The following is a 25,717-nucleotide window of genomic DNA, read 5'->3' on the forward strand; positions in this document are numbered from 1 at the left end:
TTCTGAATTCTGAATTCTGTTGTATCTCTATTAGCGATCGCCTTTGAAAATGACTTTTATAAATTGGCCAATTTATTACACAATATTTAATAATATATACATTTCAATAATCAAAGGAAAAAAGCTATTGTCACGTTTTCACGAGACATTAATTTTTTAATAGTGCTAGTCATGCAGAATATAAAAAAATATTATAAGTAATAGCATGGAAAAAAGTGTTATTAATGCCAGCCTTTCTACTCAGAACCTAACCTTTCGTCCAGGTGATACTCCTGTATCATTTGAGGTAACTGTCAATAATGACAGCGATCGCTTCGTCAATTTTCAAATAGAAATTACCGCCGCCGGAGAAATCCGCAACACAGGATATCGCTGGTATAGGCTCGAACCAGAGGTAGCGGCAGCCAAGCCACCGGGCAGTAGTACTATCTTCCAAGTTTTCGTCTTCAATACACCCATGCCGGGATTTGTTGGTACTGTCAACCTGATGGTAAATATTTTTTCACCGCAATTAGCACAACAGTCCAGACTTGTGCTACGCCTGAAAATCGAGCGAGACAACAGACCAACACATTTAAGTGTAGAATTACCTGTACGAGAGTTCCAAGTTTATCCCCGTAATTCTGTCGATATACCAGTACGGGTGCGAAACTTGGGGCAACAACCAACTGAGGTAATGCTACGTTTTACAGGTGTCGATCCGTCTTGGCTGGCTGGCAGCGCAGAACGCCGATTACCCTTAGATCCAGGTGGTTTAGCAGAAGCTACATTCCAATGCCAACCTCCTTCTGTAGTGCAAGCGCCCAGTCAAAATTATCCTTTTACTATTGAAGCTGTTAGCAATAATGGTTATCCAACTAATGCTGAAGGCAACATTGAAGTTTTACCAGTGGGGTTTATAGACTTTACTACCACCGAAAAACACTTAAAAATTCCCAGGAAATCGGCATGGTTGCCTGACTGGAAATCTGATACAGCTTCCTTTGAATTACTATTTAAAAACGCTAGCAACCTCAACCAGGAAATTAATGTGCAGGTGCAGGGTAAAGACTGGCGAAAATGTAGTTTTAAAAAGCTTCCCGAAACCGCCAATCTTCATCTAGGAGAAACAAGTAAAGTCATTCTCGATGTTAAAACAAAACGTCCTTGGGTCGGAATCGGCAAAACTCTATTGCTGGAGGCTAAATCGGAATTATCCGATCAACGTTTAGGGAGTACAGACCCAGCCACGCAGACATTAGAAGTAGAGACTCTGCCAATTATACCTTTATGGCTACAATTAGCTGCGATCGCACTATTAGCCGCACTCTTAGCATTAATCTTGCAACCAAGAGGTGTAATGCATACACGTTCTGTCAACTCAGTGCGTTTTAGTGGCATTGGTTTATCTGTGGTCAGTGGCTCAGATGATTGCACCTTAAGGCTTTGGAGAATTGGCGCTGATAGCTTAAACCCTGATGATACGGTGACATACACTGGGCAGCCCCTTGCTTGCGACCAAGCACAACAGCCCAAAGGCTTGATGGCGATTACCGATGACGCTGTAGAAGTCTTGCGCTTCATGCCGTTACAAAATAATCGTGTTGCTGTTGGTTTAGATAATGGTGTAATTGAACTTAGAGATGTCCCTTTAGGTGCTAAGATTAGCCAACTTCAAGACCTTAAAGATCCGAAAGCAAAAGGCGATCGCGTTTTTGACCTAGCTTTCACCTCAAACTCACTTAACTTATTCAGTGGCTATGGCAGCGGTAAAGTGAGACTATGGTCAAGACCAGCGCCTAACAGCGATTTTCTGCCAGAACCAAAAGTTATCGACGTACAAAGTAGATTGAAACTCTCAGGTTTCCAAGTCCGGGCATTAAATCTCAGCCCAGATGCAAAAACTCTAGTAATTGCTGGAAACTTTAAGCGTTTTGTATTGTGGCAATGGAATCAAACTCAATCTGATAAACAATCCCCAAGTTTATCGGTGCAAAATCTCGAAAAACTAGACCCATTAGTTGGGCCTGAAGACTTTATTTGGGGATTAGCTTTTGTTCCTGATTCAACAGGAAAAATCCTCGCAACTTCTGATTCTGCGGGATTTATTACCATTTGGGATTTAAATCGGTGTCAAACTATCAAAAATCCGAATCCGCTAGAAAAAGTAAATGAGCTTAATTGTTCGCAACTAGACCGTTGGTCAGCATCAAAAACATCTGTGCGGACTCTAGCATTTAGTGACGATGGTAGTCTCTTAGTAAGTGGTGGCGATGATGGACGAGTCGTAGTTTGGTACTTAACTCCCGAACATAAGCTAGACAAAGCAAGAGCAGCAGAAGGTAAAACAATTTACCAAAGCTCTAAAAAAATCAATAGTATCGACTTGAAAACTAATCAAGAAACCATGATTGTGAGTGGTGGTGAAGATTTTCAGGTCAAATTACACCGCATCAAATAAGGGAATCAATGACATGCAAGCTAAATTCAATCCACTGCAAGTTATTATCAACCCACCTGGAATTCAATTTGGGATGCCAGGAGATACGATTGAACTCTATATTGTTGTAATCAATCAGGGAAATCAAAGTGCGGTTATTGACTTATATTTTGTTTTTGATGAAGTATTTCAAAATTTAACCGGCTGGTCTAGTTCTCCCAGAGAAAGTTTAGCATTAGCTCCAGGGCAAAATAGTGACGAAGTAAAATTTGAGTTTCAAATTGCCGCAAATGCTCTCCCAGGAACCTATGACTATACACTAGTCGTAGATTCTCCTCTACATTATCCACAAGATACTCCCATAACTTTCGCAAACCAAATTAAGGTTCTGCTAAAAGAACAGACTGCAATTCGGGTGAACGACCCGACATTTTCCATTAGACCTAACACCAACCCCAACAAACCGTTAATTTTCAATCCTAGTGAGCCTCTGCAAGTAGAGGTAATAGTTGACAATCGCTCTTATCTTGTAGACAGATTCCGCTTGAGTTGTCCAGATTTAGACGATGACTGGTTCACAATTAATTATCCTGCAACTGGATTTGAGGGGCCAGGGTTAATGTCTGACGTGACTGCATTAGAACTCAATCCTGGTACTCAAGGTCAAATATTGTTGAAATTTCACCCACCTGGGGATACCCTTGCAGGAAGCTATTCGCCGACAATCCGCTTGTATTCAGAAAACTCTCCAGATTTAGTACTACTGGATTTGGTGTATATTCAAATTCCGACAAATTATCGCTTAGATATACAACTTAATACCATCTTGGGACAAGTTAGCCGTAGTCTTGGCAAGTACGAGTTATTACTAGCTAACCAGGGCAATATTGTCCGCGAACTGATATTAAACTTAAAAAGTCGAGACGAAGAAGAACTATATACTTACAAATTCGATCCTACTGAAGTCAGATTATTACCTAATAGAAGTGCTGTAGCCGATTTGACGGTCAAACCCAAACCTTGGTGGCGACGACCGTGGTTTGGTGCAGGGCTAGCGATCGACTTTCAACTCGACATCAAAGACCAACAAAGTTTACCCCTACCGAATACACTGCCTCAAGGAACTTTGGTATGGAAACCCCGTCCTTGGTGGCAATTTCTTCTGTTAATTTTGGCAATTTTGGGGTTATTAGGAGGGATAGGATTTATCATTTGGCGAATTTTAAACCCCGATCCTTTGAGATTAGAAAACTTTAGTGCAAATGACTCTCAAATTACTGAAGGTGATGAGGTAGCTTTAAACTGGGAAATTCATCAATATAAACAGTTAAAAAAGTTAGTTTTGACGGCTAAAGGTTCCCAACCTATTCAGCCTATTGCTTATGACTTTAACAATGGCATTCCTGAAACACTGGGTAAAGAAAGTGCTAATGAAATCCCTCCTTGTCAAGTACAAGATAAACAAGAGTTAATTTGTAGCAACGTAAAAACTGGAGTGAAAACAAAAGGTAATTACACTTTTGAATTACAAGCCTTTTATCGCAATGGCATCCAAATATTTTCCCGAACTAACCAAGTAGTAGCGCAAACTACCCAAGTAGAAATTGCAGAAAAACCAATTGCATCAGTAGTTAATTTTCAGCTAAATAAGCCCCAGTACACAAAAGGTGAAAATATTCTTTTTAGTTGGACAGTTGCACGTCCATTATTGCTGTCACAACTACAGGTTGTTGGCAATGCAGATGATGGTACATCTTATGGCGAACCAGTTACTTACAAATTTAATCAAGGCAATATTACAGATCCTAAACTTAAAAAACTATGTATACAACAAAATCAACAACTGCAATGTAAAAATATTCCTTTATTAGCAAATAAAGTGGGAAGTTTTGCATTTGAAATCAAAGCTGTTTCTAACAATGGAAGTGAAAAAATCAGTTCTAAAAAAGCGGAATCAAAAATTCCAATATTACCCAAACCATTTAAGATTGTCTATTTCAAAATTAACGGTAGCGAACAACCAAATTTGGTTCTCAATGAAGGAACATCTGCTATTCTGAGTTGGAGAGTAGAGGGAGAAAATATTCAGGTTAAACTTCTACCATACGGCAATGACGTTCCAGCAGTTGGTTCAATGAAGTTTCCAGTAAATCAAGCCTTTCCCGCTCAAATCGGACTGCTAGTCAATGATTTATCTGGTAAGCAACAACCCCAGCAAAGAGGATTTGCAATCACAGTCCTCAAAAAAGTAGAGCCTACTCCTATACCTGGCATTAACCCAATTCCACCTACTCTACCACCTAGCAATAGCCCATTTAAGACTCCCTTACCTCAGAGGTAACTTTTTGGGCAATATGAAAAGCAGAGATATATGAAAGTTGCAGACTGCCTCCAAAATCATCTTCTATGCAACGCCTCAATCCTAAAAATAAAGATTCTTTGGTTTCTGAATCTAATTTTATGTATGGCGAGTAAGTGTTCAAAAGTGTTAAATATTCATCGACAGTGTAGGTTAATTCTGATATAACTTGTCCTGTTCTCAAGTTTTGGAATTGCCCCGAATCAATGGCCATATTTCCTAATTGTCTCAAGATATATTCTTGAGTTTTTTGGTCTTCATATCGGTCAAGAGATGGAGTATGTAGTTGATAGACTTGCGATAAACTTTGGTATATTTCGTAGCTGGGTTGAAGTTCCTTATTCCACAATAAAATTAGGTAGCCATTTTTTTTTAGAGCATTTGCGGCTTTTGGATATCCAACCTCTGGTGATATCCAATGAAAAGAACTCGCTGCTAAAACGGCATCGAATTCAAGTGCCTTGAGTTCCCACTCTTCAAAAGATGTGTTCTGTATCTCTACATTGGAATAGGGTTGACAATTTTGTTGAGCTAACCGGAAAAAATCTGGATTGGGTTCTAAGCAGATTATAGAGCAACCCAATTGAGCGATGCCTGCGGCGGGCTTTGCCAACGCTACTGTTGCAGTTCCAGGACCACATCCCACTTCCAGAATTTTTGAGTTAGTGGAGAGTTGAGCAAGTTCCACAACTTGGTGAATCAAATCTTGAGGATAACGTGGTCTTGCCTGATTATAAGCTTCTGCTGCCGGAGAATACCAATGTTTGCGCTGTTCTAGGTCTGTGCTGGAGTAGCTGATTATTGTTTGTTTTAAGTCTTCCATAATCTATTCAATTCCTGCAAAGAGCGTAATTTGTCTATTGTGGCTTTTGCTAGCTCAACTCCTGGTTTTATGAAAAGCTCGGCGTCTGCGCCCATTTTCAAGCTGAGGTTTTCGTAACGGTACTACCTCAGCTTCACTACTCTCACGTGCTACCCGAATCAACAATCCAGCAGCTATTAAGCTGGCAATCATAGAATTACCACCATAACTAAACATGGGTAAAGGTAAGCCAGTAGTCGGTAGAGAACCTGTAGCAACACCGATGTGGAGCAATGATTGTCCCACCATCAAAGTCGTCACACCGATCGCGACTAATCTATGTACTATATTTTTAGCCTTCAGCGCCACAACTAATCCGAGAGTAGCAAATGTAGCTAAAAGTACCAACAATACCATACTGCCAACAAAGCCAAACTCTTCAGCGAACACCGCAAAAATAAAATCGGTATCTTGAATTGGTAAATAAAACAGCTTTTGTTGAGAAAGCCCATATCCAGCTCCCCAAGTTTTACCGGAACCTACAGCTAGTAGACTTTGCACCAACTGGTAGCCATCTCCTGTAGCATCCGCCCAAGGATTGAGGAATGACATCACTCGCTTACGCTGATACTCTTTAATACTAATACTGAGTATTGCCAACATTACTCCACCAATTGCTGTCCCTCCCAGATACTTGTAAGGTAAGCCAGCGGCTAAAGCAATTAACCAGATAGTCATGCCGCAAAGTGCCGTTGTACTCAAGTTCGGCTGGGCAAGAATTCCTAAAAGTACCAAACCAAAAACGCCCAACCACGCAAAGCGAACCCGCCAACTAATTCGTTCCCATTGACCAAAAAGCCGCGCACTTTGCAACACCAAAAAGGGTTTAATTAGTTCTGAAGGTTGAATCGGAATTGGCCCGATCGCAATCCAACGCGCTGCATCAAAAGCTTTTCTTCCCAATCCTGGGATCAGTGTGACAAAAATTAACCCCAAAAACAGCAACAAAAACCAATGGGATAGTCCCAAAATTTTCTGCAACGGCGAATTAACAATAATATTGAATCCGATTAAAGAAACTAAGACCCAAAGCAGTTGACGTTTAAAGTAGTACAAACCATCATTCTGACGGGCATCAGCGACAGGATATGATGCTGAAAATAGCATGATCAAGCCGACGAACAGCCAAATCAACGTTAACCAGCGCAATAACCGCGCTTCTAATGCCCAGTTGGAGACTGAACTATCAAAAATTGGAATCAGGCGGCGTAGATTCACGATCGGTACAGGTAAAAAGTTAGAAATTAGGAGTTAGAAATAAAACTCATAAATCATAACTTATAACTCATAAGTAGGCTTTACAACCATAAATCTTAGAGTTGTTAACTTCAATACACCACTAGTAGTCTGCCAACCCAAAAATGCGCTTGTGAGGACTGGGGAAAGGGAAAAGGGGAAAGGTTAAGGGATTTAAACCCTTTCCCCTCGCCCCTTATCCCCAGAGGGGGCCCCACCTTCCCCCTTCCCCTTTATCCCGCCAAGTTCACTTGCTTGGCGAACTACTAGTTCAATATTTCTGACAAATTGCCATCTTTACTCTGTAACAAAAAAGTATTTTTTTATACTATAAAACTATGATTGCTATAGTTAAAAGCGATCGCTCGAAAATTGACTAAAAGTATTCCTATAAGCTGGATTCCGAGGATATTTATTTAATTAAACTTAATGATTTAACGCAATTAACTGCTTGTCTGTCTATAGACAGGGGAATTTCAATCCAGAACTCAGTTCCCTGCCCCGGTTCTGATATACATCTTAGTGTTCCCCCATGTTTTTCAACTACAATCTGATAGCTAATTGATAAACCTAATCCCGTACCCTTACCTACAGGCTTAGTGGTGAAAAATGGATCGAACAGTCGTTCTTTAACTGCTTCGGTCATTCCTGAACCATTGTCAGCGATTCGGATGGCACACTTTGTTTCGATGATTTCTGTAGTAATTGTAATTGTATTAGAATTAGCATGAATTTCTGCGATCGCGCGTTTACTATTATAGTTATCAAACGCATCAATTGCATTACTAATAATATTCATGAATACTTGATTGAGTTGACCAGGGTAGCAATCTACTAAAGGCAAATTTCCATAATTTTTTACTACTTTGATCCCAGGATGATCGACACCCTTTTTGAAGCGACTCTGTAAAATCAACAAAGTACTATCCAGTCCCTGGTGAATATCAACACTTTTCGTCTCCGCTTCATCAAGACGAGAGAAATTCCGCAAAGACAAGACAATTTCAGAAATTCTTTCGGCTCCTACTTCCATCGAATTTAGAATTTTTGGCAAATCATCTAGTAAAAAATCTAACTCAATTTCCTTAATGTATTCTTGAATTTCTGACACAGGATTGGCATAAAATTGTTGGTAAAGATGCACAAGCTTCAGCAAACACTGCGTATAATCTTTTGTATATTTCAAATTACCGTAAATAAAGTTAACGGGGTTGTTAATTTCGTGAGCAATTCCTGCAACTAATTGCCCCAGACTGGACATTTTCTCAGCATGGACTAATTGGGCTTGAGTTTTTTGTAGGTCACAAAGGGATTTTTCCAATTTTTTGGATTGAGCCTCAGCTTCTGCTAAATTTTCCTTGATTTGTAGCGCACTCCGTAGTTCTGCCCTTTGCTGTTCCAGTTCGCTTGTTAACTTTTTGGCATCAACCAAAGCAGTATTCTGAGCTTGCAATAGAAACAGAAAATCAACAATTGGGTCGTGAATTGCAAAGTCTTTCAGTTTGATACCCAGAGGAGCCAGGCTAGTTGTATCTGTAATCCAGGGAGAACCTAAAAAAAATATCACCTCCTGCTCTGGTTGATACATCATCTGACCCTTAAGCTGCATTCCATTGTGGATCAACTCTAATATGAACAGAGCGCGAGATTGTTTAGTAATAGCGTCAAAATCGACCAAAATTTTTGGTCGATTAATCTGAAAATGCTGCTCAATCAATTTACCAACTAGCGGTTCAGGACAAATGCGCTCTAAGACATCACCAGCTTGTACAATTTCCCGATTACGGCTAAAGGCAAAGTGGAAGGGAAAAGCTTTCGCCAGCAAATCTGGCGAAAGTGTAAGGTGAGGAGAAGCCATGCTAATGTATTCAATTTGGTTTATAAATCACTAAAAATTGATCGTGTTCAGCACCTTCATCTCGACTCTGAGTTTGGGTAATATTAACTTCTGTATCAAACCTGGTTCCCAATCCCTTAACTAGTCCAAGAATCATTGGTGTTAAACCTTCTCTATCAGAGCGATAATGTAAGCTCAGAGAATTTTCCTCCATATCAGTACACTCAAATGATGGGGGTTGGAGTTTAGAAAAGCTAACTCCCACGCGAGCATGAAGATTATCAAGGTTTTCTAAAAACTCAGGTAGTGTATCTCCACTCATATGCATCATTTCGCCATAGCCTTCTTGGGCTGTGTACTGAACCCAAAATTCTCCAAAAGCTTGCATAATCTGCGAGGGAGGTAAGCCCAGAATGACACTAGCAGCTTTTACCAGCTTGTGGGTGATGTCATCGGGGTAGCCTTCCATACTGAGGAAAACATCTACATCCACCTCTGCTTTGTGCTTAATTTTTTTCCAAGTCTCTTCGCCAAAGCGACTGCACACCATATCTTGAATCGCCTTGTTGACTAATCCGTACATGGAACACTCTTCTTGCTGCGCCTAATTTTGTTTGTGAATTTGCCCAAGACTCGATAACTAATTTCTTAAAAGGGTTATTTAAATAACAAAATTTTCTGTATCCAAAACTTGAAATGTTTTATTACAGCTTTAAAAACCGAAAAAATAAGGAAAACTATTCATATTTTAATGCTACAAGCCTTCGGTCTTACAACCGTATTTTTACTTATTACTTTTACCCAGCTATTTTTGAGGGTTTGATGGATGGGGAATTAAAATTTTTAAGTATTTATATTTAAGTTATGTTTGTTTTAATCAATTTAGGGATAACTTGGAAAAAATGGTGCTAGAAGAACTTTTAGGATAATCACTAATGCGCGATCGCTTAGAATATGTTGTATCCAAACGAGAACTGCTATATTGTTCAATTACCAGGTTTTTTGTAGTATCAATTCTCAACAAAAAAGAGGTCTTTCTCGACCTCTTACCAATTCCCTAAAATAATATTCTATTTACAGAATTACGACAAGCCAGTATTAGCGCCTTGCTTACCAGTTGCCAGTTCCACTTTGATAATTGTGCCACCTGCTTTTTGAATACGTTGCTGTTCGCGGAACCAGTTCTCATAAGGAACTAACTTAGTAAAGTAAGTATTTTGCAGTTCGCGTTGGGTACGAATTCGGGTTTGGCTGGGAACTAGAGCAGTAATTTTAAACAAACGGGACATATTTTGAAAATCTCCTGTATACCTTGTGAAAACTTTTTTATCTCAAAATCTTGAGTGCAAATCTTTTAATCATTCAAAGGCTGGAAATCAAACATCAATACTAGACCACCAACACTCATCACTGATAATTTACCAAGATAAGCAATATAACGTTCTAGTACTCACGGCTGATTTCCAGACCTTAATAAAGCCGCACCTAAATTTTTAAGTGCAAACTAGTTCTTAGCTTAAGCCAGAGGAGATATAGTCTAAGTAAACGCCCATTTCCTTACCAGCATCAGAACCTACCAAACTGGCGGTTACTTCTTTGATTGCTTGGATAGCTTGTACGGTAGCACCGACGGGAACGCCCAAGGAGTTGTAGGTTTCCTTCAAGCCATTGAGCACACGCTCATCTAGGATGGAAGGATCGCCAGCTAACATGGCGTAGGTGGCATAGCGGAGGTAGTAGTCCAAATCGCGGATGCAAGCAGCATAGCGGCGAGTGGTGTACATATTGCCGCCGGGACGGGTGATGTCAGAGTACAGCAAAGATTTTGCTACAGCTTCTTTAACGATCGCAGCAGCATTAGCGCTGATGGTGCTAGCAGCACGTACCCGTAGTTCGCCAGTAGCGAAGTAGCCTTTTAGCTTTTCTAAAGCAGAAGAGTCAAGGTATTTGCCTTGAACGTCTGCGGAGTTAATGACAGCGGTAATTGCGTCTTGAGCCATGTTGTTAATTCCTTATTTCCAACCGTATTGCAATACTTCTGTTTAAGTAGGTAAACAGCTTTACCCTATCCTAGAAGGGCACCAACTAGGTAGTCGAAGTAGCCAGCAGCTTCACTAGCGTCATCACCAGAGAGCAAGGATGTAGAGCCATTCTTCAGCCCGCGGATACCTTCAGCAACACCATCGATAGGAGTTCCCAAGGACTTGTACAGTTCACGAGCACCAATAACACCAATTTCTTCGATGGGGGTGACATCACCAGCAACGATACCGTAGGTAACGAGGCGGAGGTAATAATCTAGGTCACGCAGACAAGTAGCAGTCAATTCTTGACCGTAAGCGTTACCACCAGGAGATACAACATCAGGACGCTTTTGGAACAGTTGATCGCCAGCTTGCTTAACGAGCCGTTCGCGATTTTCTGACAAAACTTGAGCAATCCGCACACGGCGCTCGCCACTTGCAACAAAGGACTTGATCCGATCTAACTCACCAGGGCTGAGGTAGCGGGCTTCTGCATCAGCATTCACGATAGCTTTCGTGACAATACTCATTAATGGATTCCTCCAATACGAATGAAACCAGGATTTGATTAAACTGGTGCGACTTTGAGTTTGGTTTACTGAGTTTGTTTTTTCGTCCTTTTAAACACAACAGTTTCACAACTGCTACGGCTAAAAAATTACGAGTTTGCTTGAGTCAACATTAGTACACAAGCTTTCAAACTCAGTTACCTTCCGCAAAACATTTTCCGGCATTCTGTTGAGCATTTATGACTGCTCTTAATACTTTGTAATATTGCTTTTCAGAATTTACTGTTTTAACTGCAATCTGAGAGCGGTATTACGAAAGGTTAAGAAGGGGACAGGGGAAAGGTTACAGGGGATAGGGAACAGTAAATAATCTGTACCCTATTCCCTAATTCCCTAATCTCTACTGCTTAATCAACTGCTACACTGCCGAGGTAGTTACCTACTGGCAAAGATGGGAAGCGGTTGTAAGGTACAACATCTTCACCGAAGTAGCGGTTATATTCTGGACTGTCGACTATTGCTTGTACAGCAGCTGACAAACCACTATCGACTAGCAGCTTGTGATATTGGCCAATTTCTTCCTGAGTTGCGGGTGTACGCCCCAACAGGTGACGGAAAAGGAACTCAATGACCTTGGCATGAGGATAAGGTGATAAGAAGCGCTGGCGATAGATTTGGGAACTAGCTAGTTCGCGCACAAACTCCCGCACGGAAATTTCACCATTTTGGAGTTTGCTATCTAGGTCAGTGCGACGGAAACGATCGGGCACTTCACCGCTAAATACATCCAAGACTTGACGATAAATGGCGTTGATTGCCTGTTGTTTTTCGTCTTGGTTGGTGTTTTCTGTTAGACGGTAAATGCGCGCATGTTTACGCACACCCATTTCCACGGTTTGTCCGCTAGCATCGTTGTAGGAACGACCCAGTTCAGCAAAGGATGGCTGACCATTTGTTTGGGCTGCAATATCTGCGATCGCCTGTGTCAAAAGCGGTGTATCGTTACTAACTCCGACACGGGCTTGTACTGGCTTAAAGCTTGGTACAACCACGTCATCGTTTTGCTTGGTCAGCTGGTTGTAAAGCTTCTCTGTATTCGGGAAGTTTGCCGCTGGGAGGGTTGGGAAGCGACGGTAAGGCACTGTATCTTCGCCAAACACCTGGTTATATTCCACACTATCTACCAAAGCACCAATAAAGGCACGAATACCTTGAGTAGCCAAAATCTGGTTATACTTGCGGATTTCTGCTTGGTCTAGTGGCGCACGTCCCAAGAAGTGTTTGGTTCCCAACTCAATTACTTTGGTGTTGGGGTAAGGTGTGTAGAACTCTTTCAGGTAGAGGTTAGAGTAACCCAAACCTTCAATAAATTCCTTCACGCTAATTTCGCCATTCCCCAGCTTGCTTTCCCATTTAGTAAATTCGTTTTTGGCAATATAGGGTGCAATATCCCGCTCAAAAATCTGACGATATGCAGCACTAATCAAAGTTTTGACTGCAACTTTGTCGCTGGTATTGGCCACCAGCTTGAAGATTTTGGTCTGTTCCCGTTGCTTGCTGACACCTTGGTTAATGCGGAACTGAATATCTGGTTCCGATCGCTTTTCTGTCACTGTACCCAGTGTCACAAAGCTTGGTGTTACTTCCTTCTGGACTTTTGCGGCAATATCATCACGAATGCTACCAACGCGTAATTGTCGCCCGGATACACCGCCAGGAGTCAAATACCGTTCGTAAGGAATTGTATCTTCACCAAATGCTTCACTGTATTCTACGCTGTTAATAATGGCATCAACGACAGCGTAAAAGCCCTGTTTAGAAGCAATGTCAAAGTACTTGTTGATTTCTTGACGACCATAAGTCGGACGACCCAACAAGCGGCGGTGAATATACTCGATCGCTTTACAAACATACAGCGATGACCAGTACAGATTGCGGAATACATCCGATTTAGCTAAACCACGGATAAACTCACGCACAGAGATGTCGCCGTTTTCCAACTTGATTTCCAATACTTTCGGGCGCTGACCTTCGTAAAGATCGCGACCGAAAACTTGCAGGTAAGCAGCTCTAATCACTGCTTGCGTGGAGCTTTCGGAGTATCTGACGCTAGAATTTTTGGCAGCTTTTTTACCTCTAGTACCAGGCAGTTGGTCTAATTTGAACACCTTGGGCCCAAGGGTACCAGGAGCTTCACCCCGCGCTCTGGGATTACTATTTTGGTTATTAATCCCTGCTCCTTGGTGAATCAGGATACGTTTGGTATCCTTACTAAAAGGAGCTGGACTGGTACTGGGGTTGCGAGTTTCTTTCGGGAAAATCGCCCCAAACTGAATTTCCAAGGGGTCGTTACCAGAACCGTAAGGATGTTGATCTGGTAGCGGTTGCTCGTAAGCCGCAAATGTGGTAATAAATTGAGGTATCTTGCGGAAAGGCGCACTGTAGTTAAACAGGTCTTGCTGCGGTCCCCAGTTGCGACATTCTTGTGCTTCTTGACCCAGACCCCGCAGATAGGGTACTGTTTCTTCACCAAAATAGTCGCTGTATTCAGCAGAATCTACTAAGGCATCTACTAAGGCTGGTAGACCACCGTTAGAAATAATCGAGAAGTATTTTTGTACTTCTTCGCGGCTACTTGGCCCTCGTCCTAAAATGTGACGGAAAGCTAGTTCGATGACTCGGCTGTTAATAAAAGGCTGGTAAAACTGTTTTTGGTAAAGGGGAGATTTAGCTAAACGACGGACAAACTCTTTCACAGAGATGTCGCCATTCTTCACCTTGGATTCCAGGTCAGATATGGATAAGCTATAAGCACGAGTAATGTCGCGCTCAAAGATTTGCCTATATGCGGCCTTGATTACCTCATTTTTTTCGCTACTTGATAACCCAGTCTTCATCACAAACTTGGGACGACGTTCTGAGGCATTGAAGTAGATTTGCGGCAGTTCCAACCCTTGCTGGTCGCTAGAAGGGCGTTGGCGTACTTTATTTGAAGGTGTGGCTGCTTTGAATTCTGTTAACAAAACATCCATGTACTGAGACACAATTTCTGTCGCCTCAGCATCGTTGCGGAAAAATGAAAGTGCCCCGGCTTTGATTTCTTGTAAAGCTACTAGCGTGGCTTCTCCAGAGCAGGCATTTTCAATGATTTCCCGCAAACCCCTTGTATTCACCGCTATGATGTTGGGGTCGCCAGCAACGATCGCATAAGTAGCGTAGCGCAAGAACCAGGATAAATCCCGCAAGCTCTTGGCCATGTTGCTTGGACCATATCTAGCAATGTTAATTGGTCTGAAACCTGGAGGTGTCGGGCCGCTGGGGGATGAGTTAAATATTGAGCGTAAATTTTCTAGGAACCCACCACGACTTTCAACGTAGGTTACGGTTCCTAGTTGCATCCCTTGTTGAACGTTAGCACCAGCAGTAACAGGTACTATTTCTATTTCTCTAGGCTTTTCTAAAAAAGCCATTGGCGAACCACCGACAAAAATCCGGTTGGCAGCCCGAGACACAATAATCTCGGCATTGTCCGTCAGCGTCTGAGAAATTTCTAGACGCTTTGCACCAGATGCAAAATAGCTTGCTAGTTCGTTTAGTTCACCATTTCCCAAGAAGCGGTCTTGCTGCTCCGCTTGGGTAATTGTGGATACAGTTAGAGTTTGATATAGTTGCGGACGCGCAACCGAGCTTCCACCACTCGCCTTAACACTCATCGGATTTGTAAAACTCCCATCATAAGCGTTTATATGTTAAGTCTGGATTGTTTTGAGGCTTGACACATTGTTGTGTCTATGCTTTATGAGCTTGAGAGTATTGCCTGCAAAACTGCCAGTAAATTAACCCAGTTAGCTTTTAGATTAGAACGTTTTGCGTTCTCAAGGCGGATTTATTAAGAAGTATGTAGAACCTGTATCTTAAATGTCTCCAGTCTTAAAAGTGCATACTCCAGTTTGTCTGAGATTAAGTCTAAGTTTTGTAACTAAGTAGTAGGGTCGGCACAGTCTACCGATGCGAAAATATCGATTTTGATGTTTGTGGCAGTGTCCACCTTAGAGGTTGTTTGAAGTGTTTTAGAAACAGTCAATTATAGTGATATTTACGCAGATAAGGGTTTTATCTCTGCTGATTGGCAACTCGCGATGCCTACGGCGGGCTGCGCCTACGCTCGCCGCACAGGTAATCGGATCTGGACACTCACCCGTGATAACCAACATCTTCAACATTCTCATGCACTCAAGCGTTTTATTAGTCGTGTTCGCCAGCGTGTGGAAGGCGTTTTTCACGAAATTCAAAACACCGGACGTAATCCCGAACGCTTACTCAACAAAACTGTTGATGGCTTTTGTGTACATATTGCTGCCAAAATTGCATCGCACACACTACGTTTATTACTTCGCCGCCGTTTTGGTATCAATGTTCTCACCTTCCAGTCTCAACCTCTTTAATTCACATTAGGCGTAACTTATCACCGAACTGACTGTGGATGAGGAAGAAGCGTTGCGTGTTCTCAGAGCAGCAGTTTACCCACCAGAGGTCATTGCTCATCGCCCAGGACGGCACATTAAATGGTCTTTACCACAATGGAGATTACTTGTAGAAGATGGAAGTGGATCGCTTGTTTCGCACATCGGGATTGTTATCCGCAAGGTAACGCTAGATGATGTATCAATCCGCATTGGCGGTATTGGTGGAGTAATGACAAGCTCAGAAGCACAGGGTCAAGGCTTTGCAACTGCTGCCTTTCGGTATGCAAAGACCTTCTTAGATAAGTGTGGTTTAAGTTTCGCATTACTCGTATGCCGTCAGGATTTAGTACCCTTTTATACTCGGCTGGGATGGCAATCTTTCAATGGCATTCTTTTGGTTGAGCAACCAGGTGGCACAGTCCCCTTTACGGTCAACGAGCCGATGGTATTGCCTGTGAGTGACAAAGCTCCCCAAAAAGGAACGATTAACCTCTGCGGTTTACCGTGGTAACACATTGATTTTTTATATTTTAAAGGATTTTAAATGTTACTAATTTATTGATAATTAATAATATTGATAGTTGAGAGGTTAATTTCGTAATAAATATAGGGTAGTTATCTATTATTCATTATTTTTTATGAGATATCCTTTTTAAAATTTAGTCGCTAATAATATTAGAATCGTAAGGTTTAAGCTCTATTATATTTATGTATCAAAGTAAGATTTTTAAATAAATTGATATTGATTTTAGCTATATTTTTGTTTGTTTTAGATATAATTTCGATGTTAAAGTCGGACGAAAATTTTTAAGAATCAACAACTACCTCAAGGGGGCGATCGCCCCTGCATTCTAAACATGATACGGAGGGACAATGAGCAGATCGAAGCAATTAAAACTGGGTGCTTTCATGCGTCCGGTAAGCATACATACAGGCGCTTGGCGCTATCCTGGGGCTTTGCCTGATGCTAATTTCAACTTCCCGGCGCTGAAACAATTTATTCAAAAACTAGAGCAGGGCAAGTTTGACGCATTCTTCATGGCAGATCACTTAGCAGTGCTAAATATGCCAATCAACGCGCTCAAGCGCAGCCATACTATCACATCCTTTGAACCTTTCACCTTGCTTTCTGCCCTTGCCAGCGTTACCGAACACATCGGCCTGGTAGCCACCGCTTCCACGACTTATGACCAGCCTTACCACATCGCTCGTCGCTTCGCGTCTCTCGACCATATCAGCGGCGGTCGCGCTGGCTGGAACATCGTCACCACAGCCAATCCAGACGCAGCAATGAACTTTGGATTAGAAGAAGAGATAGAGCATGATGAACGCTATCGGCGGGCTAGAGAATTTTATGATGTCGTCACGGGTCTTTGGGATTCCTTTGCTGACGATGCGTTTATTCGGGATGTGGAAGCAGGGATTTATTTCGACCCTGCAAAGCTTCACGTTCTGAACCATAAGGGAAAATATCTCTCGGTGCGGGGACCATTGAACATCGCCAGACCTGTCCAAGGCTGGCCGTTAATCGTTCAAGCGGGCGCATCCGAAGCTGGACGGCAATTAGCTGCCGAAACCGCCGAGGCTGTGTTTGCACCTGCTAGTAATCTGGAGGCTGGCAAAGCTTTATTTGCAGACATTAAGGGACGAGCGCGGGCAATTGGACGTGACCCAGACAGTATAAAAATACTTCCGGGTGCTTTAGTCGTTGTAGGGGAAACCGTCGCCGAAGCACAGGCCAAGCGTGTTTATTTGGATAGCCTAGTACATTATGACAGTGGAATTTCCAGCTTAAATAGTGCGCTTGGCTACGATGTTTCAGGTTTTGATCCAGACGGCCCCTTGCCAGAAATCCCACCGACTAACGCTGGTCACTCTTCACGAGAAAGGGTAATAGCCTTAGCGCAACGTGAGAATTTGACTATTCGACAACTGGCGCAACGCGTTGGCAGTTATGGCGGGTTGGCTTTCGTTGGTACACCCGAAAGCATCGCCGATGAGATGGAGCAATGGCTGTTTGAGGAAGGCTCTGACGGTTTCAACATCATGTTCCCTTTTCTTCCTGAAGGGTTGAACGATTTCGTTGACAAGGTTGTACCAAAACTCCAACGGCGTGGGATTTTCCGCCAAGAGTATGAGGGTAAGACTCTGCGTGAAAATCTCGGACTAGCGCGCCCTGCTAACCGCTTCTTCCAGACCACCACCGCATCTGTCAGTTAGGCATCACACAACAATGTGATGAAAATCTCTTTTCCCAGTCAGAATCATGCCAACCTGTATGGAATGGCACTAAGAAAAGGGAAAATCGTTGAGGCAGCAGGGGTGCAGAGGAGCAAAGGAGCAGGGGAGAAAGAAGAAATTTTAGGCATACGAACAGAAGAAATAAAAATTCTCCTCTGCACCACTGCCACTCTGTAATCCTTGCACCGCCTATCTTTCAGCTTAACTTAGTGCCATTCCAACCTGTATGGTTTTCCCTAGCCCAACCGAGTCAGCTAGTAATAAACTGGGTCGAAGTTGTCCTAGCGATCGCTTGACAGCGATGATCTGAAAAGGCATTGGATCAAATACACCTAACCCCTCCAAATCAGCTTCTTCCCCCACCGCATCTGCCTCAATTGCGCTTCTTTGCTGCGTTAGCTCGGAGTTTGAGGAATACGAGGCATAACAAATTCCTTTCGTTATGCCTCACGTTAAATTTATAAATTTACACCAAGTATGCATAGATGATCTTCTATAATTTCCTGGCCTAAATGCATTGGGTATGGCAAAATGATATTTCCCATAGACCAAGCAGGTGAACATCTTAAATAGTGAGGTACTCGACATAGTGCCTTTAAAGCTTCTTCTGTCTGAAAATCTGAGCGTACAAAGAACGGCACTATCTCCACCATCTGTTGATGTTTGAATGGAATGTTAGCACCGTATTTATCCTCTTGGAACCCAAGTTTATAAAGTTCGGGTATTGGCGTTTCATCTTGCGCCTTCTGTGTTTTTGGTAGCCTTCCCACAGAGAAGTAATGTAGTAGTTCTGGTGCTGACTTATCGTAAAAACCGCTCAGATGTTGGAAATCTCGTGCTGGACAATCTTCGTTCCAAGCTTCTCGATTGGTAATGTACTGCGGTGTTTCCTTACCAGTGCGAATACGAATTACTGCTAATAAGTTCTGTAGTTGTTTGTTGTCACGCTTATACTCGCAACTGTTACCAGGAACATGGCAGAAGTCGAGAACGTTGCGTTTTGCCAGAAGGTTCTCATTTTGCAACTGGGGCCAGATTTTGCCATCATTGCCTTCGCCTCGTCCATTACGCCACCCTTCAGTTTCAATTAGAACAATAGTTGGTCGGTTTAAATGTTTAGTTAGTACGCGTGCAACAAACTGTACTAATTCCGTGCCGTTCAACTTGATTTTACTTTGAAGGCGCTTTTTATTTTCTTGGCGATCGCGACGTGCTTGAGCAAAAATTTCTCCAACAGCAATTCCCACCTGTGTGTAAGGAATCCAATCATTAGCATCGGGAAGTAGTACATCTACAGCACCCGTTGCACGCAGACGAACCGCAAGAGCATAGTGAATATCACCTTGATATTGGCTAGTTTTGTGACGATAAAAGGCAATTACATCTAAGTCTTGAGCAATTTCTTTTGGTATCTTTGCTTCTTCGCACACCTTAGAAGGTAGTCCGTATAGCGCCCCAATTTGACGTAATGTTCCATCTAGTACAGCACTTATCACACGTCCTTTTGTTGGTTTGCTGTAGGATGGTAATTTATCCTGACCATCTTCTGTGTCACTTGCTTTTGGTGTAACCGTCTGTATCATCTGGGAACTAATTCCCTCTCTGATACAAGCTTCACGAATAGCTCCTTTGATATTTTGTTGGGGGAGAACTCCCTTTATTTTGATTCGGCCAATTTCGATAATCGCTAAACAGTGGGGAGCAGTCTCAAAATTTATCAGAGGAATAGAACGTTGCTGGAGAAAGGTACGCCATAAGTCTCGCTTCGCTTGATGTTCATCACGCATCCGTCTGTCAAATTGGCTACCATCTTTAGGCTTAAGTCCATTTGTATTAAATTTTTCTAAAAGCTTGGCATTATCAATCAAAATTTTTGAAACTGTAATGTGTGCTGGAAAATCCTGATTTTCATTGAGAAGGAATACATCACGTAATTGCTGGTAAACAGTCTCACAAGTGTCTTGTTCTCGATAAATGAGAAAGATATGCATTGGCTTACCTTGCAATGCTCGGCAAATAGTATCAGCAACAATTTGTTGATAAAATTCGCGTCCTTTACGAGGTCTAGAAATAAATTCGTAATCGCGCATTGCTAGTGGTACTTTCTGACCAGATGGCGTAGGAATATCAGATTGCATTGGATTATCTGGTATCAAAACGCCGTTGAGCGGTTCCAGTAACCGTGCAATGATATCGCCTCGTTCTAGAAAACTAAATCCTGTTTTAATACTGTGTCCTCGTTTACGTTTAGTAAGCGATGAAAGTTCAAAACGTAGTAACGACCAATATTGGTATAGGCAAACAAAGATAAAGCATTTTCGCTGCTATTCTCAGATTGGTTGTGATTGTCATCCTTGCGAGAATAGTAAGTACCAAACTGCCGCCCTGTTGGAGGTAATGGTAAAATATTTAACATTGCTGTTGGCATACGGCGATGTGGTGGCTCATCATCCAAGATGGGTGGTCGATGATGCCATTCGTAAAAAACAATGCGTGTGTGCCGATCTAAAAGGGTGATAGTAAGCGCAAACTGTAAACGATAAGCTAGGGTTTCGAGGGTGTCCACTGGATCTGTTTGTTCCTCGTTTTTTGAGGAGTTTCGCAGCTTTTTCTTAGCTGTCTGCGGTGGATTTTGACGTTTTTTTAGTTCTGCTCGCAGTCGCGCTAACCGTTTTCCTGTATTGGGGAAAAAATCAACTATCCAGGCTTTGCAAGCACGATAAATGCTGTCGTCAGTAGCACTTTCACCGATACTGTTTATCTGTTGGATCAGAAGTGCTAAACTATTAACTTTAAAATTGGATCTAGGTTGCCTAAGTAATGGATCGTCGTCGAGTAACGCGTCAAAATATTGCATTATCTGCTGTACGCGTCGGTTGTTAGCCTTAATTTCTTGCTCAGTGACATCAGGATGATCTAACTCTTCAAGCCCAGCAAGGCGACGAGCAAATTTGTAGAGGAGAGAATTAGGTGTGAAGTAGCCACGTTCTATCCATTTACGTAAAAACTCGTGTCCTAAATGCTTATCTAATAGAGTTAATGTTGCTGTGACTACACTTTGTACATGACGTTCTGCGGTTGTCCATCGCTGCATCAATGGTGGGCTGACACGGTTAAATCTCATGTAATCCTCAGTTTTCACCCCAATGTCATCAAAAACGCCACCATTTGTGAGTAAAACTTCCTCAGCATACACGTCATCAAACCACTTGATCACTGTATCTACTTCATCGAATACAACAATATCGGAATGCTGATAAACGAGTTCTCCTATCTTGATCGGACGTAATTCTAGATGACGTGGCAAACCTGCCATTGCCATTGCACCAGGAGTTGTAATCCAAACACGGGCAGCTGGCATATCACGGTATACTTGCTGTGATGGGCAAGTGGAAAAAAACGGACACAAGTGTGATATACCAGGGTTATTGTTTTGTTTTTTGCGATGGGCTACGCCCCGGTGGAGGCGATCGCTTTCACTTTTTGGTGCTTCTTTCAAAGAGTGACATGGCTCGGTTCCAGGCTTGAGTGGCTTGCCATGCAAACGGTCGAAGATGTCGCTAGCTTGTAGTAGTCCTTGCAAAGCACAAGCTGTTCCCAAAAAGCGATCGCCCCAGTGTGGTTGTCCGCGTTGCCAGTGTTCCTGAAAGTCTTTCGAGGCATAAAAGCTTTGTAGGTGCGCGTCTCGTTTACTGCGTCCTAATAACGGTACAGCAACTGGCTCATCGTTTTCTGGATCGTCACAGAACCACCAATTAATTTGATTCGCTAGCTGAATTGCCGACTGTACATCACTGACAACCAATGTAATGCGGCGATCGGGCTGATTTCGCAAAACATCGACGGACTGCAACGTTGACAGGGTAGACTTTCCCGAGGCGACTTGTCCCGCAAGATGTACAAAACCATCCAACTCTAATGGTTCTGTATTCCGCTCACTCAGCGTACCGTCTTCCTGAATTTTATGAAAGTTGATTTTGCGAAAACGGCTTACCCAGTGTCCCTTTTGTGTCTCATTCCAACCATATCGACGTGCTAGTAATTGTTCGCGGCGATCGAGAAACTCTGCATCTGACTCTAAATCTGGAATTCGCAATGAAAAAGGCTCACGAGAGCGTGGTGTTGTAGTAAACCAAGGCTGTTGTCGTGCAGTACTTAAATGTTCTGGTGTGAACTGTACTTGCATTGTGACCGTTTCTTTTTCTGTCTTAGCCTGAAATTGATAGGCAACTCCAGCCTGTACTGGTTCAACCCTGCGTTGGCGAAACTCCAAATTGGCACTCAAACAGCTTTCATATAAATTTTGGTGGACTTGATGGCGCAGACATTTCGCCGCATGAATAATCTGAGAATCTAAATCCTGGATATTAAAATCATAGTTACGTCTGTTTTGCGGAATATTGCGGATATATGAACGTAATGCGTTCAACCAGGCAAAACGTGCAGAAAATGGGATAATTTGCCGAGCATTAGCAACTGCACGCCGTTGCATCTCATCTAAATTTTGTAAGCGCGGGTGTCGCAAAGGCATACCACTAAGTATTGCCCAAACTGCTGTCACTGGTTCATCATCAATTCCTAAACACTCCATCAAGGCAAAGCCAAGTTCTACCTGAAGTAATAATTGCGCTTGCTCTCGATTTAGCTCAGAGTTATCTTTCAACTCTTTGACACGCTCTGTAAAAATATCAGGTAGCTTAAATAATGTCATTTGACTCATAATGCTATTTCTCTTTACTCAGGTGCATTATCTTGGCGACGACTCGCTCTGCAAAAGCTGTATCGCTGAAAAGATGGGTGCTTTTTGGTAATCCTGTTGCTTCTTCACGTAAGATGTCGATGTAATCTTGGCGTTGATGCAGACGATGGTTAGGAATCACATAAAAACTTTCGTCATAGTGCAAATCCCCTTCCCCAAATATCGGCTTCAGTTGCAAAGCCAAATCATACGGATTTCGATAGTCTTTGATATCTACAGCCCACACTGAGCCGTCACCAAAACGTAGTTGCAAGTCGTAACGATCAATACCAGGCCACAGTTGAACTTCGCAAAGATATTCTGGCTGTTGTTTATGCAACTTTTTTAAAGCATCAAACAGACGTATCTCTGGGATTCCAGGTAAACAGACACGCCAATGAATGCCAAACTTGAGACGACGCAGACCTTGCTTCCAAGAAATGCGCCGGACATGGGACAGGTTTTTACGATGGTCATTGCAGACGCTGGGCTTAATGCCACGTAAATGTCCATGTTTTTTAATTAAAGGGCCGCAGCGATCGCAGCACCAATAAGATTCATTTGCCTTACAGTCTTCATACAGTTCACCAACATCATCAATAGAGACATAACGCGTTTGAGAAAACGTGTTACGAAGCTGCTCTAAAGTAGTGTAAGAATGCGTAATTAAAAATTGACGCAGCAAAACATATTCCTTTTGAGAGCGTTCAGCATCTTTTTCATTGGCTTGTTGCAGCTTGTCCAGCAACCTCAGAAACTGAAAGTTCTCCAATGCAATTTGTTGTACTTTCACAGAAGCAAACTCAGGAAGTTGCCCTCGCTGTAATAATTGCTCGTAGAAATACTGACTGGCTTCCTCACTTATTGCTCTATCGTATACTAGTCCATATTTTGAATCAAACTCCTTCGGTATAGACAATGGATACCATGTTTGCAAAGGTTTTTCTAGAAGATTAAAAAGACCTTCTAGAGTACGTGGATAAGGAATGTCTGTAATCTTTAATGCCAAAGTATTACAAACACGCCGTAATAAATCAGGATATGGATATTTAGGAAGTTGGTATTGAGTATCTGGACGGAAAAACTCTGCTAAACCAACGACCAGGAAATCAAATATGATTATTTCACTGTTATCCAAGGAGTATCTCCTTTGTATAAAGTAAGCTTGTCAATTTAAAAACACATAACGACTATAGCTTATAAATAACAACAGAGATACACTGTTTCATAAGTGAAACAAAAAATATATATGGGATACAACTTAGACACAAATTTATTAGCCGCAATGGTGAAAACAAAGCGAGGGAGGAAAGGGCTGCGAGACACAGCTAAAGAAATAGGTAATATTAGTTCTTCTACACTGTCACGGGTAGAAAATGGCAAAATACCCGATATGGAGACCTTTTTATTACTTTGCGATTGGCTGCAAGCCTCACCTGCTGAACTCTTTAAGAAAACAGAGGAATCCGAAGACCCCTCCGACTCAAATACACCAGAAACAATAGAAATTCAATTGCGAGCATCCAAAAAACTCGATCCGGCGATCGCCAATGCACTAGCAGAATTAGTCAAAGCAGCGTACCGGGATAGTTCTCAACAAAGCGACAACTAACAGCCGGATTACAGCGCTTCCGGCTATTATGCAATATAGTTTTCTCCTTGCCCCTCTCCTATCAATGGCTTTCAGCTTTTAGGATGTACCTCATAGCTGCCGGAAGTGCTGTAAAAACAATCATGACACTAACAGAGAAATTACCAACTGAGTTTAGGCAAAGGTGTGAAGGGATTGCTACCGAGCAACGTAGTTTATTAAAATTACGGGCATTTGACCCATTACCAGCAGATTTGCTGGCGGCTCAACTGAATGCAAAGATTTTGACACCTGAACAGATTCCCAGCTTAGACCCTTGTGTAGTAGCGGTATTGCTCGATAGCGACCAATGGTCAGCAGGAATTATTAATCAAAACCCACTCTGGATTGTCAACAATCCACGCCATACTCCCGCGCGACGCGAGTCGAACCTGATGCACGAGTTTGGACATCTGCTATTAAGGCATAAAATTGTTCGCTTTGATCCAAATACTGGGCTCCCTCTGCGCCGACAGAGCGATGAAGATGAAGCGACTTATTTAGGTGGGTGTTTCCAGATTCCTCATCGGGGTCTACTGTGGGCTGTTCAGCGTCAAATGACACAGACGGAAATAGCGGCGCATTTCAATGCAAGTGAGGAGATGGTGCGATTCCGTAGCAACGTCACCGGAGTAAATATTTAGCTAAATATTGTATAAAAAATCTACATTTTATCAAGGTAACTTCAATTTAAATTTCTCAACAATTTCTTTGCATTTCGCCACATTTATAAAGATATTTGCGGGATAGGAAGTTGGAAATAAGTTGCTACTTTCACTCATAATACTTCTCAATAACTTTGAGGTCATAGAGCAATACGGTTCAGTTGAGAAATTTATCCGTTGAGGCAGGCAGGGGGAGCAGGGGATGCAGGGGAAGCAAGGGGGAGAAAAAAGCTTATCCCAAGCGTATTGGGTCATAGAGCAATACGGTTTGGTTAAAGGCGAAAGTGGAAAAGGAAAAGGTTTTAAATATATCCTTTACCCCTTACCCCTTAACCTTTTCCCAGAATAACGAGGCAAGTAAAGAGTGCTTATCTAAAGCATATTGGGTCATAGATTGAATATCATTAACGTCCCAACATCTTATCCCACAGATGTTTAATGCGATCGCCTCCTAGATTTTTCGCAATAATTCCCGAATAGCGATGTCTACGACGGGCTACGCCTACGTACAATCACCAAAAGCTAAAGGCGAAATTGTCACATCCTCTGCGAGTATGCGATCGCTTTTACTTCTTAGATATAAATATTTATACTTTGTTGTTATCACAATGCCTAGCTTCACTGGTGACAGATAATATATAAATGAACCCAGCGTGTCTGTCCGGTGTAAGTGTTTCTTAGGCATTCAAAGGACTGGGATTGTTGGGTTTCGTTTCATACCTCAATCTAGT

General features: G+C 42.3%; 19 protein-coding genes and 1 pseudogene. 9 read left to right on the forward strand and 11 right to left on the reverse strand.

What is annotated here, in order from left to right:
* Positions 1-205: 205 nt before the first annotated feature.
* Both V7K45_RS14200 and V7K45_RS14205 read left to right on the forward strand, forming a co-directional pair.
* Positions 206-2,440, forward strand: a complete 2,235-nt coding sequence (locus V7K45_RS14200; protein ID WP_335004381.1) for a hypothetical protein — start codon at positions 206-208, stop codon at positions 2,438-2,440.
* A 13-nt stretch (positions 2,441-2,453) separates the two neighbouring features.
* On the forward strand, positions 2,454-4,760 hold the full coding sequence (locus V7K45_RS14205) for a COG1470 family protein (protein ID WP_335004383.1): 2,307 nt from the start codon (positions 2,454-2,456) through the stop codon (positions 4,758-4,760).
* Here the strand turns inward: V7K45_RS14205 and V7K45_RS14210 are convergent.
* From V7K45_RS14210 to V7K45_RS14245, 8 genes and pseudogenes are all read right to left on the reverse strand, one after another.
* The gene (locus V7K45_RS14210) at positions 4,735-5,601 is read right to left on the reverse strand and encodes a class I SAM-dependent methyltransferase (RefSeq protein WP_335004385.1); all 867 of its coding nucleotides are present in this window, start codon (positions 5,599-5,601) and stop codon (positions 4,735-4,737) included. The genes V7K45_RS14205 and V7K45_RS14210 overlap by 26 nt on opposite strands.
* 54 nt (positions 5,602-5,655) lie before the next feature.
* Positions 5,656-6,858 carry an FtsW/RodA/SpoVE family cell cycle protein gene (locus tag V7K45_RS14215; protein ID WP_335004387.1) on the reverse strand — a complete coding sequence of 401 codons (1,203 nt, stop codon included), beginning with the start codon at positions 6,856-6,858 and terminating at the stop codon, positions 5,656-5,658.
* 430 nt (positions 6,859-7,288) lie between these two features.
* Entirely contained in the window at positions 7,289-8,734 is a 1,446-nt protein-coding gene (locus V7K45_RS14220) for an ATP-binding protein (protein WP_335004389.1), read from the reverse strand.
* A gap of 10 nt (positions 8,735-8,744) precedes the next feature.
* On the reverse strand, positions 8,745-9,296 hold the full coding sequence (locus V7K45_RS14225) for a heme NO-binding domain-containing protein (RefSeq protein ID WP_335004391.1): 552 nt from the start codon (positions 9,294-9,296) through the stop codon (positions 8,745-8,747).
* Between the two features lie 499 nt (positions 9,297-9,795).
* A complete protein-coding gene (locus V7K45_RS14230; protein ID WP_094349821.1) occupies positions 9,796-10,002 on the reverse strand; it encodes a phycobilisome linker polypeptide in 207 nt (68 codons plus the stop codon).
* Positions 10,003-10,224: 222 nt separating this feature from the next.
* On the reverse strand, positions 10,225-10,713 hold the full coding sequence (gene apcB / locus V7K45_RS14235) for an allophycocyanin subunit beta (RefSeq protein ID WP_069068902.1): 489 nt from the start codon (positions 10,711-10,713) through the stop codon (positions 10,225-10,227).
* A 65-nt stretch (positions 10,714-10,778) separates the two neighbouring features.
* Positions 10,779-11,267: an allophycocyanin subunit alpha gene (gene apcA, locus V7K45_RS14240; RefSeq protein ID WP_099100538.1), complete on the reverse strand. Its 489-nt coding sequence runs from the start codon at positions 11,265-11,267 to the stop codon at positions 10,779-10,781.
* Positions 11,268-11,665: 398 nt separating this feature from the next.
* A pseudogene (locus V7K45_RS14245) lies at positions 11,666-14,959 on the reverse strand (phycobilisome rod-core linker polypeptide); the annotation flags it as partial.
* A gap of 426 nt (positions 14,960-15,385) precedes the next feature.
* Between V7K45_RS14245 and V7K45_RS14250 the strand changes: the two are divergent.
* The 4 genes from V7K45_RS14250 to V7K45_RS14265 all read left to right on the forward strand — a co-directional run bounded on the left by V7K45_RS14250 (position 15,386) and on the right by V7K45_RS14265 (position 18,130).
* Positions 15,386-15,691, forward strand: a complete 306-nt coding sequence (locus V7K45_RS14250; protein ID WP_335004395.1) for a hypothetical protein — start codon at positions 15,386-15,388, stop codon at positions 15,689-15,691.
* 34 nt (positions 15,692-15,725) lie between these two features.
* Positions 15,726-16,223, forward strand: coding sequence for a GNAT family N-acetyltransferase (locus tag V7K45_RS14255; RefSeq protein WP_335004397.1), 498 nt, complete (start codon positions 15,726-15,728; stop codon positions 16,221-16,223).
* A gap of 362 nt (positions 16,224-16,585) precedes the next feature.
* A complete protein-coding gene (locus V7K45_RS14260) occupies positions 16,586-17,932 on the forward strand; it encodes an LLM class flavin-dependent oxidoreductase (RefSeq protein WP_335004399.1) in 1,347 nt (448 codons plus the stop codon).
* Positions 17,933-17,950: 18 nt separating this feature from the next.
* Positions 17,951-18,130, forward strand: coding sequence for a hypothetical protein (locus V7K45_RS14265; RefSeq protein WP_335004402.1), 180 nt, complete (start codon positions 17,951-17,953; stop codon positions 18,128-18,130).
* A gap of 281 nt (positions 18,131-18,411) precedes the next feature.
* On the opposite strand, the gene V7K45_RS14270 is transcribed toward V7K45_RS14265, so the two are convergent.
* From V7K45_RS14270 to V7K45_RS14280, 3 genes are all read right to left on the reverse strand, one after another.
* Positions 18,412-20,091, reverse strand: coding sequence for an RNaseH domain-containing protein (locus V7K45_RS14270; protein WP_335004404.1), 1,680 nt, complete (start codon positions 20,089-20,091; stop codon positions 18,412-18,414).
* Positions 20,092-20,156: 65 nt separating this feature from the next.
* Entirely contained in the window at positions 20,157-22,673 is a 2,517-nt protein-coding gene (locus V7K45_RS14275) for a hypothetical protein (protein ID WP_335004406.1), read from the reverse strand.
* 4 nt (positions 22,674-22,677) lie between these two features.
* A complete protein-coding gene (locus V7K45_RS14280; RefSeq protein WP_335004408.1) occupies positions 22,678-23,829 on the reverse strand; it encodes a restriction endonuclease-related protein in 1,152 nt (383 codons plus the stop codon).
* Positions 23,830-23,940: 111 nt separating this feature from the next.
* Between V7K45_RS14280 and V7K45_RS14285 the strand changes: the two genes are divergently transcribed.
* From V7K45_RS14285 to V7K45_RS14295, 3 genes are all read left to right on the forward strand, one after another.
* Positions 23,941-24,303, forward strand: a complete 363-nt coding sequence (locus tag V7K45_RS14285) for a helix-turn-helix domain-containing protein (RefSeq protein ID WP_335004410.1) — start codon at positions 23,941-23,943, stop codon at positions 24,301-24,303.
* 122 nt (positions 24,304-24,425) lie between these two features.
* Positions 24,426-24,965 carry an ImmA/IrrE family metallo-endopeptidase gene (locus V7K45_RS14290; protein WP_335004412.1) on the forward strand — a complete coding sequence of 180 codons (540 nt, stop codon included), beginning with the start codon at positions 24,426-24,428 and terminating at the stop codon, positions 24,963-24,965.
* 503 nt (positions 24,966-25,468) lie between these two features.
* Entirely contained in the window at positions 25,469-25,621 is a 153-nt protein-coding gene (locus V7K45_RS14295) for a hypothetical protein (protein ID WP_335004414.1), read from the forward strand.
* Positions 25,622-25,717 lie beyond the last annotated feature (96 nt).

It is taken from the genome of Nostoc sp. (assembly GCF_036917375.1).
Classification (GTDB): domain Bacteria; phylum Cyanobacteriota; class Cyanobacteriia; order Cyanobacteriales; family Nostocaceae; genus Nostoc.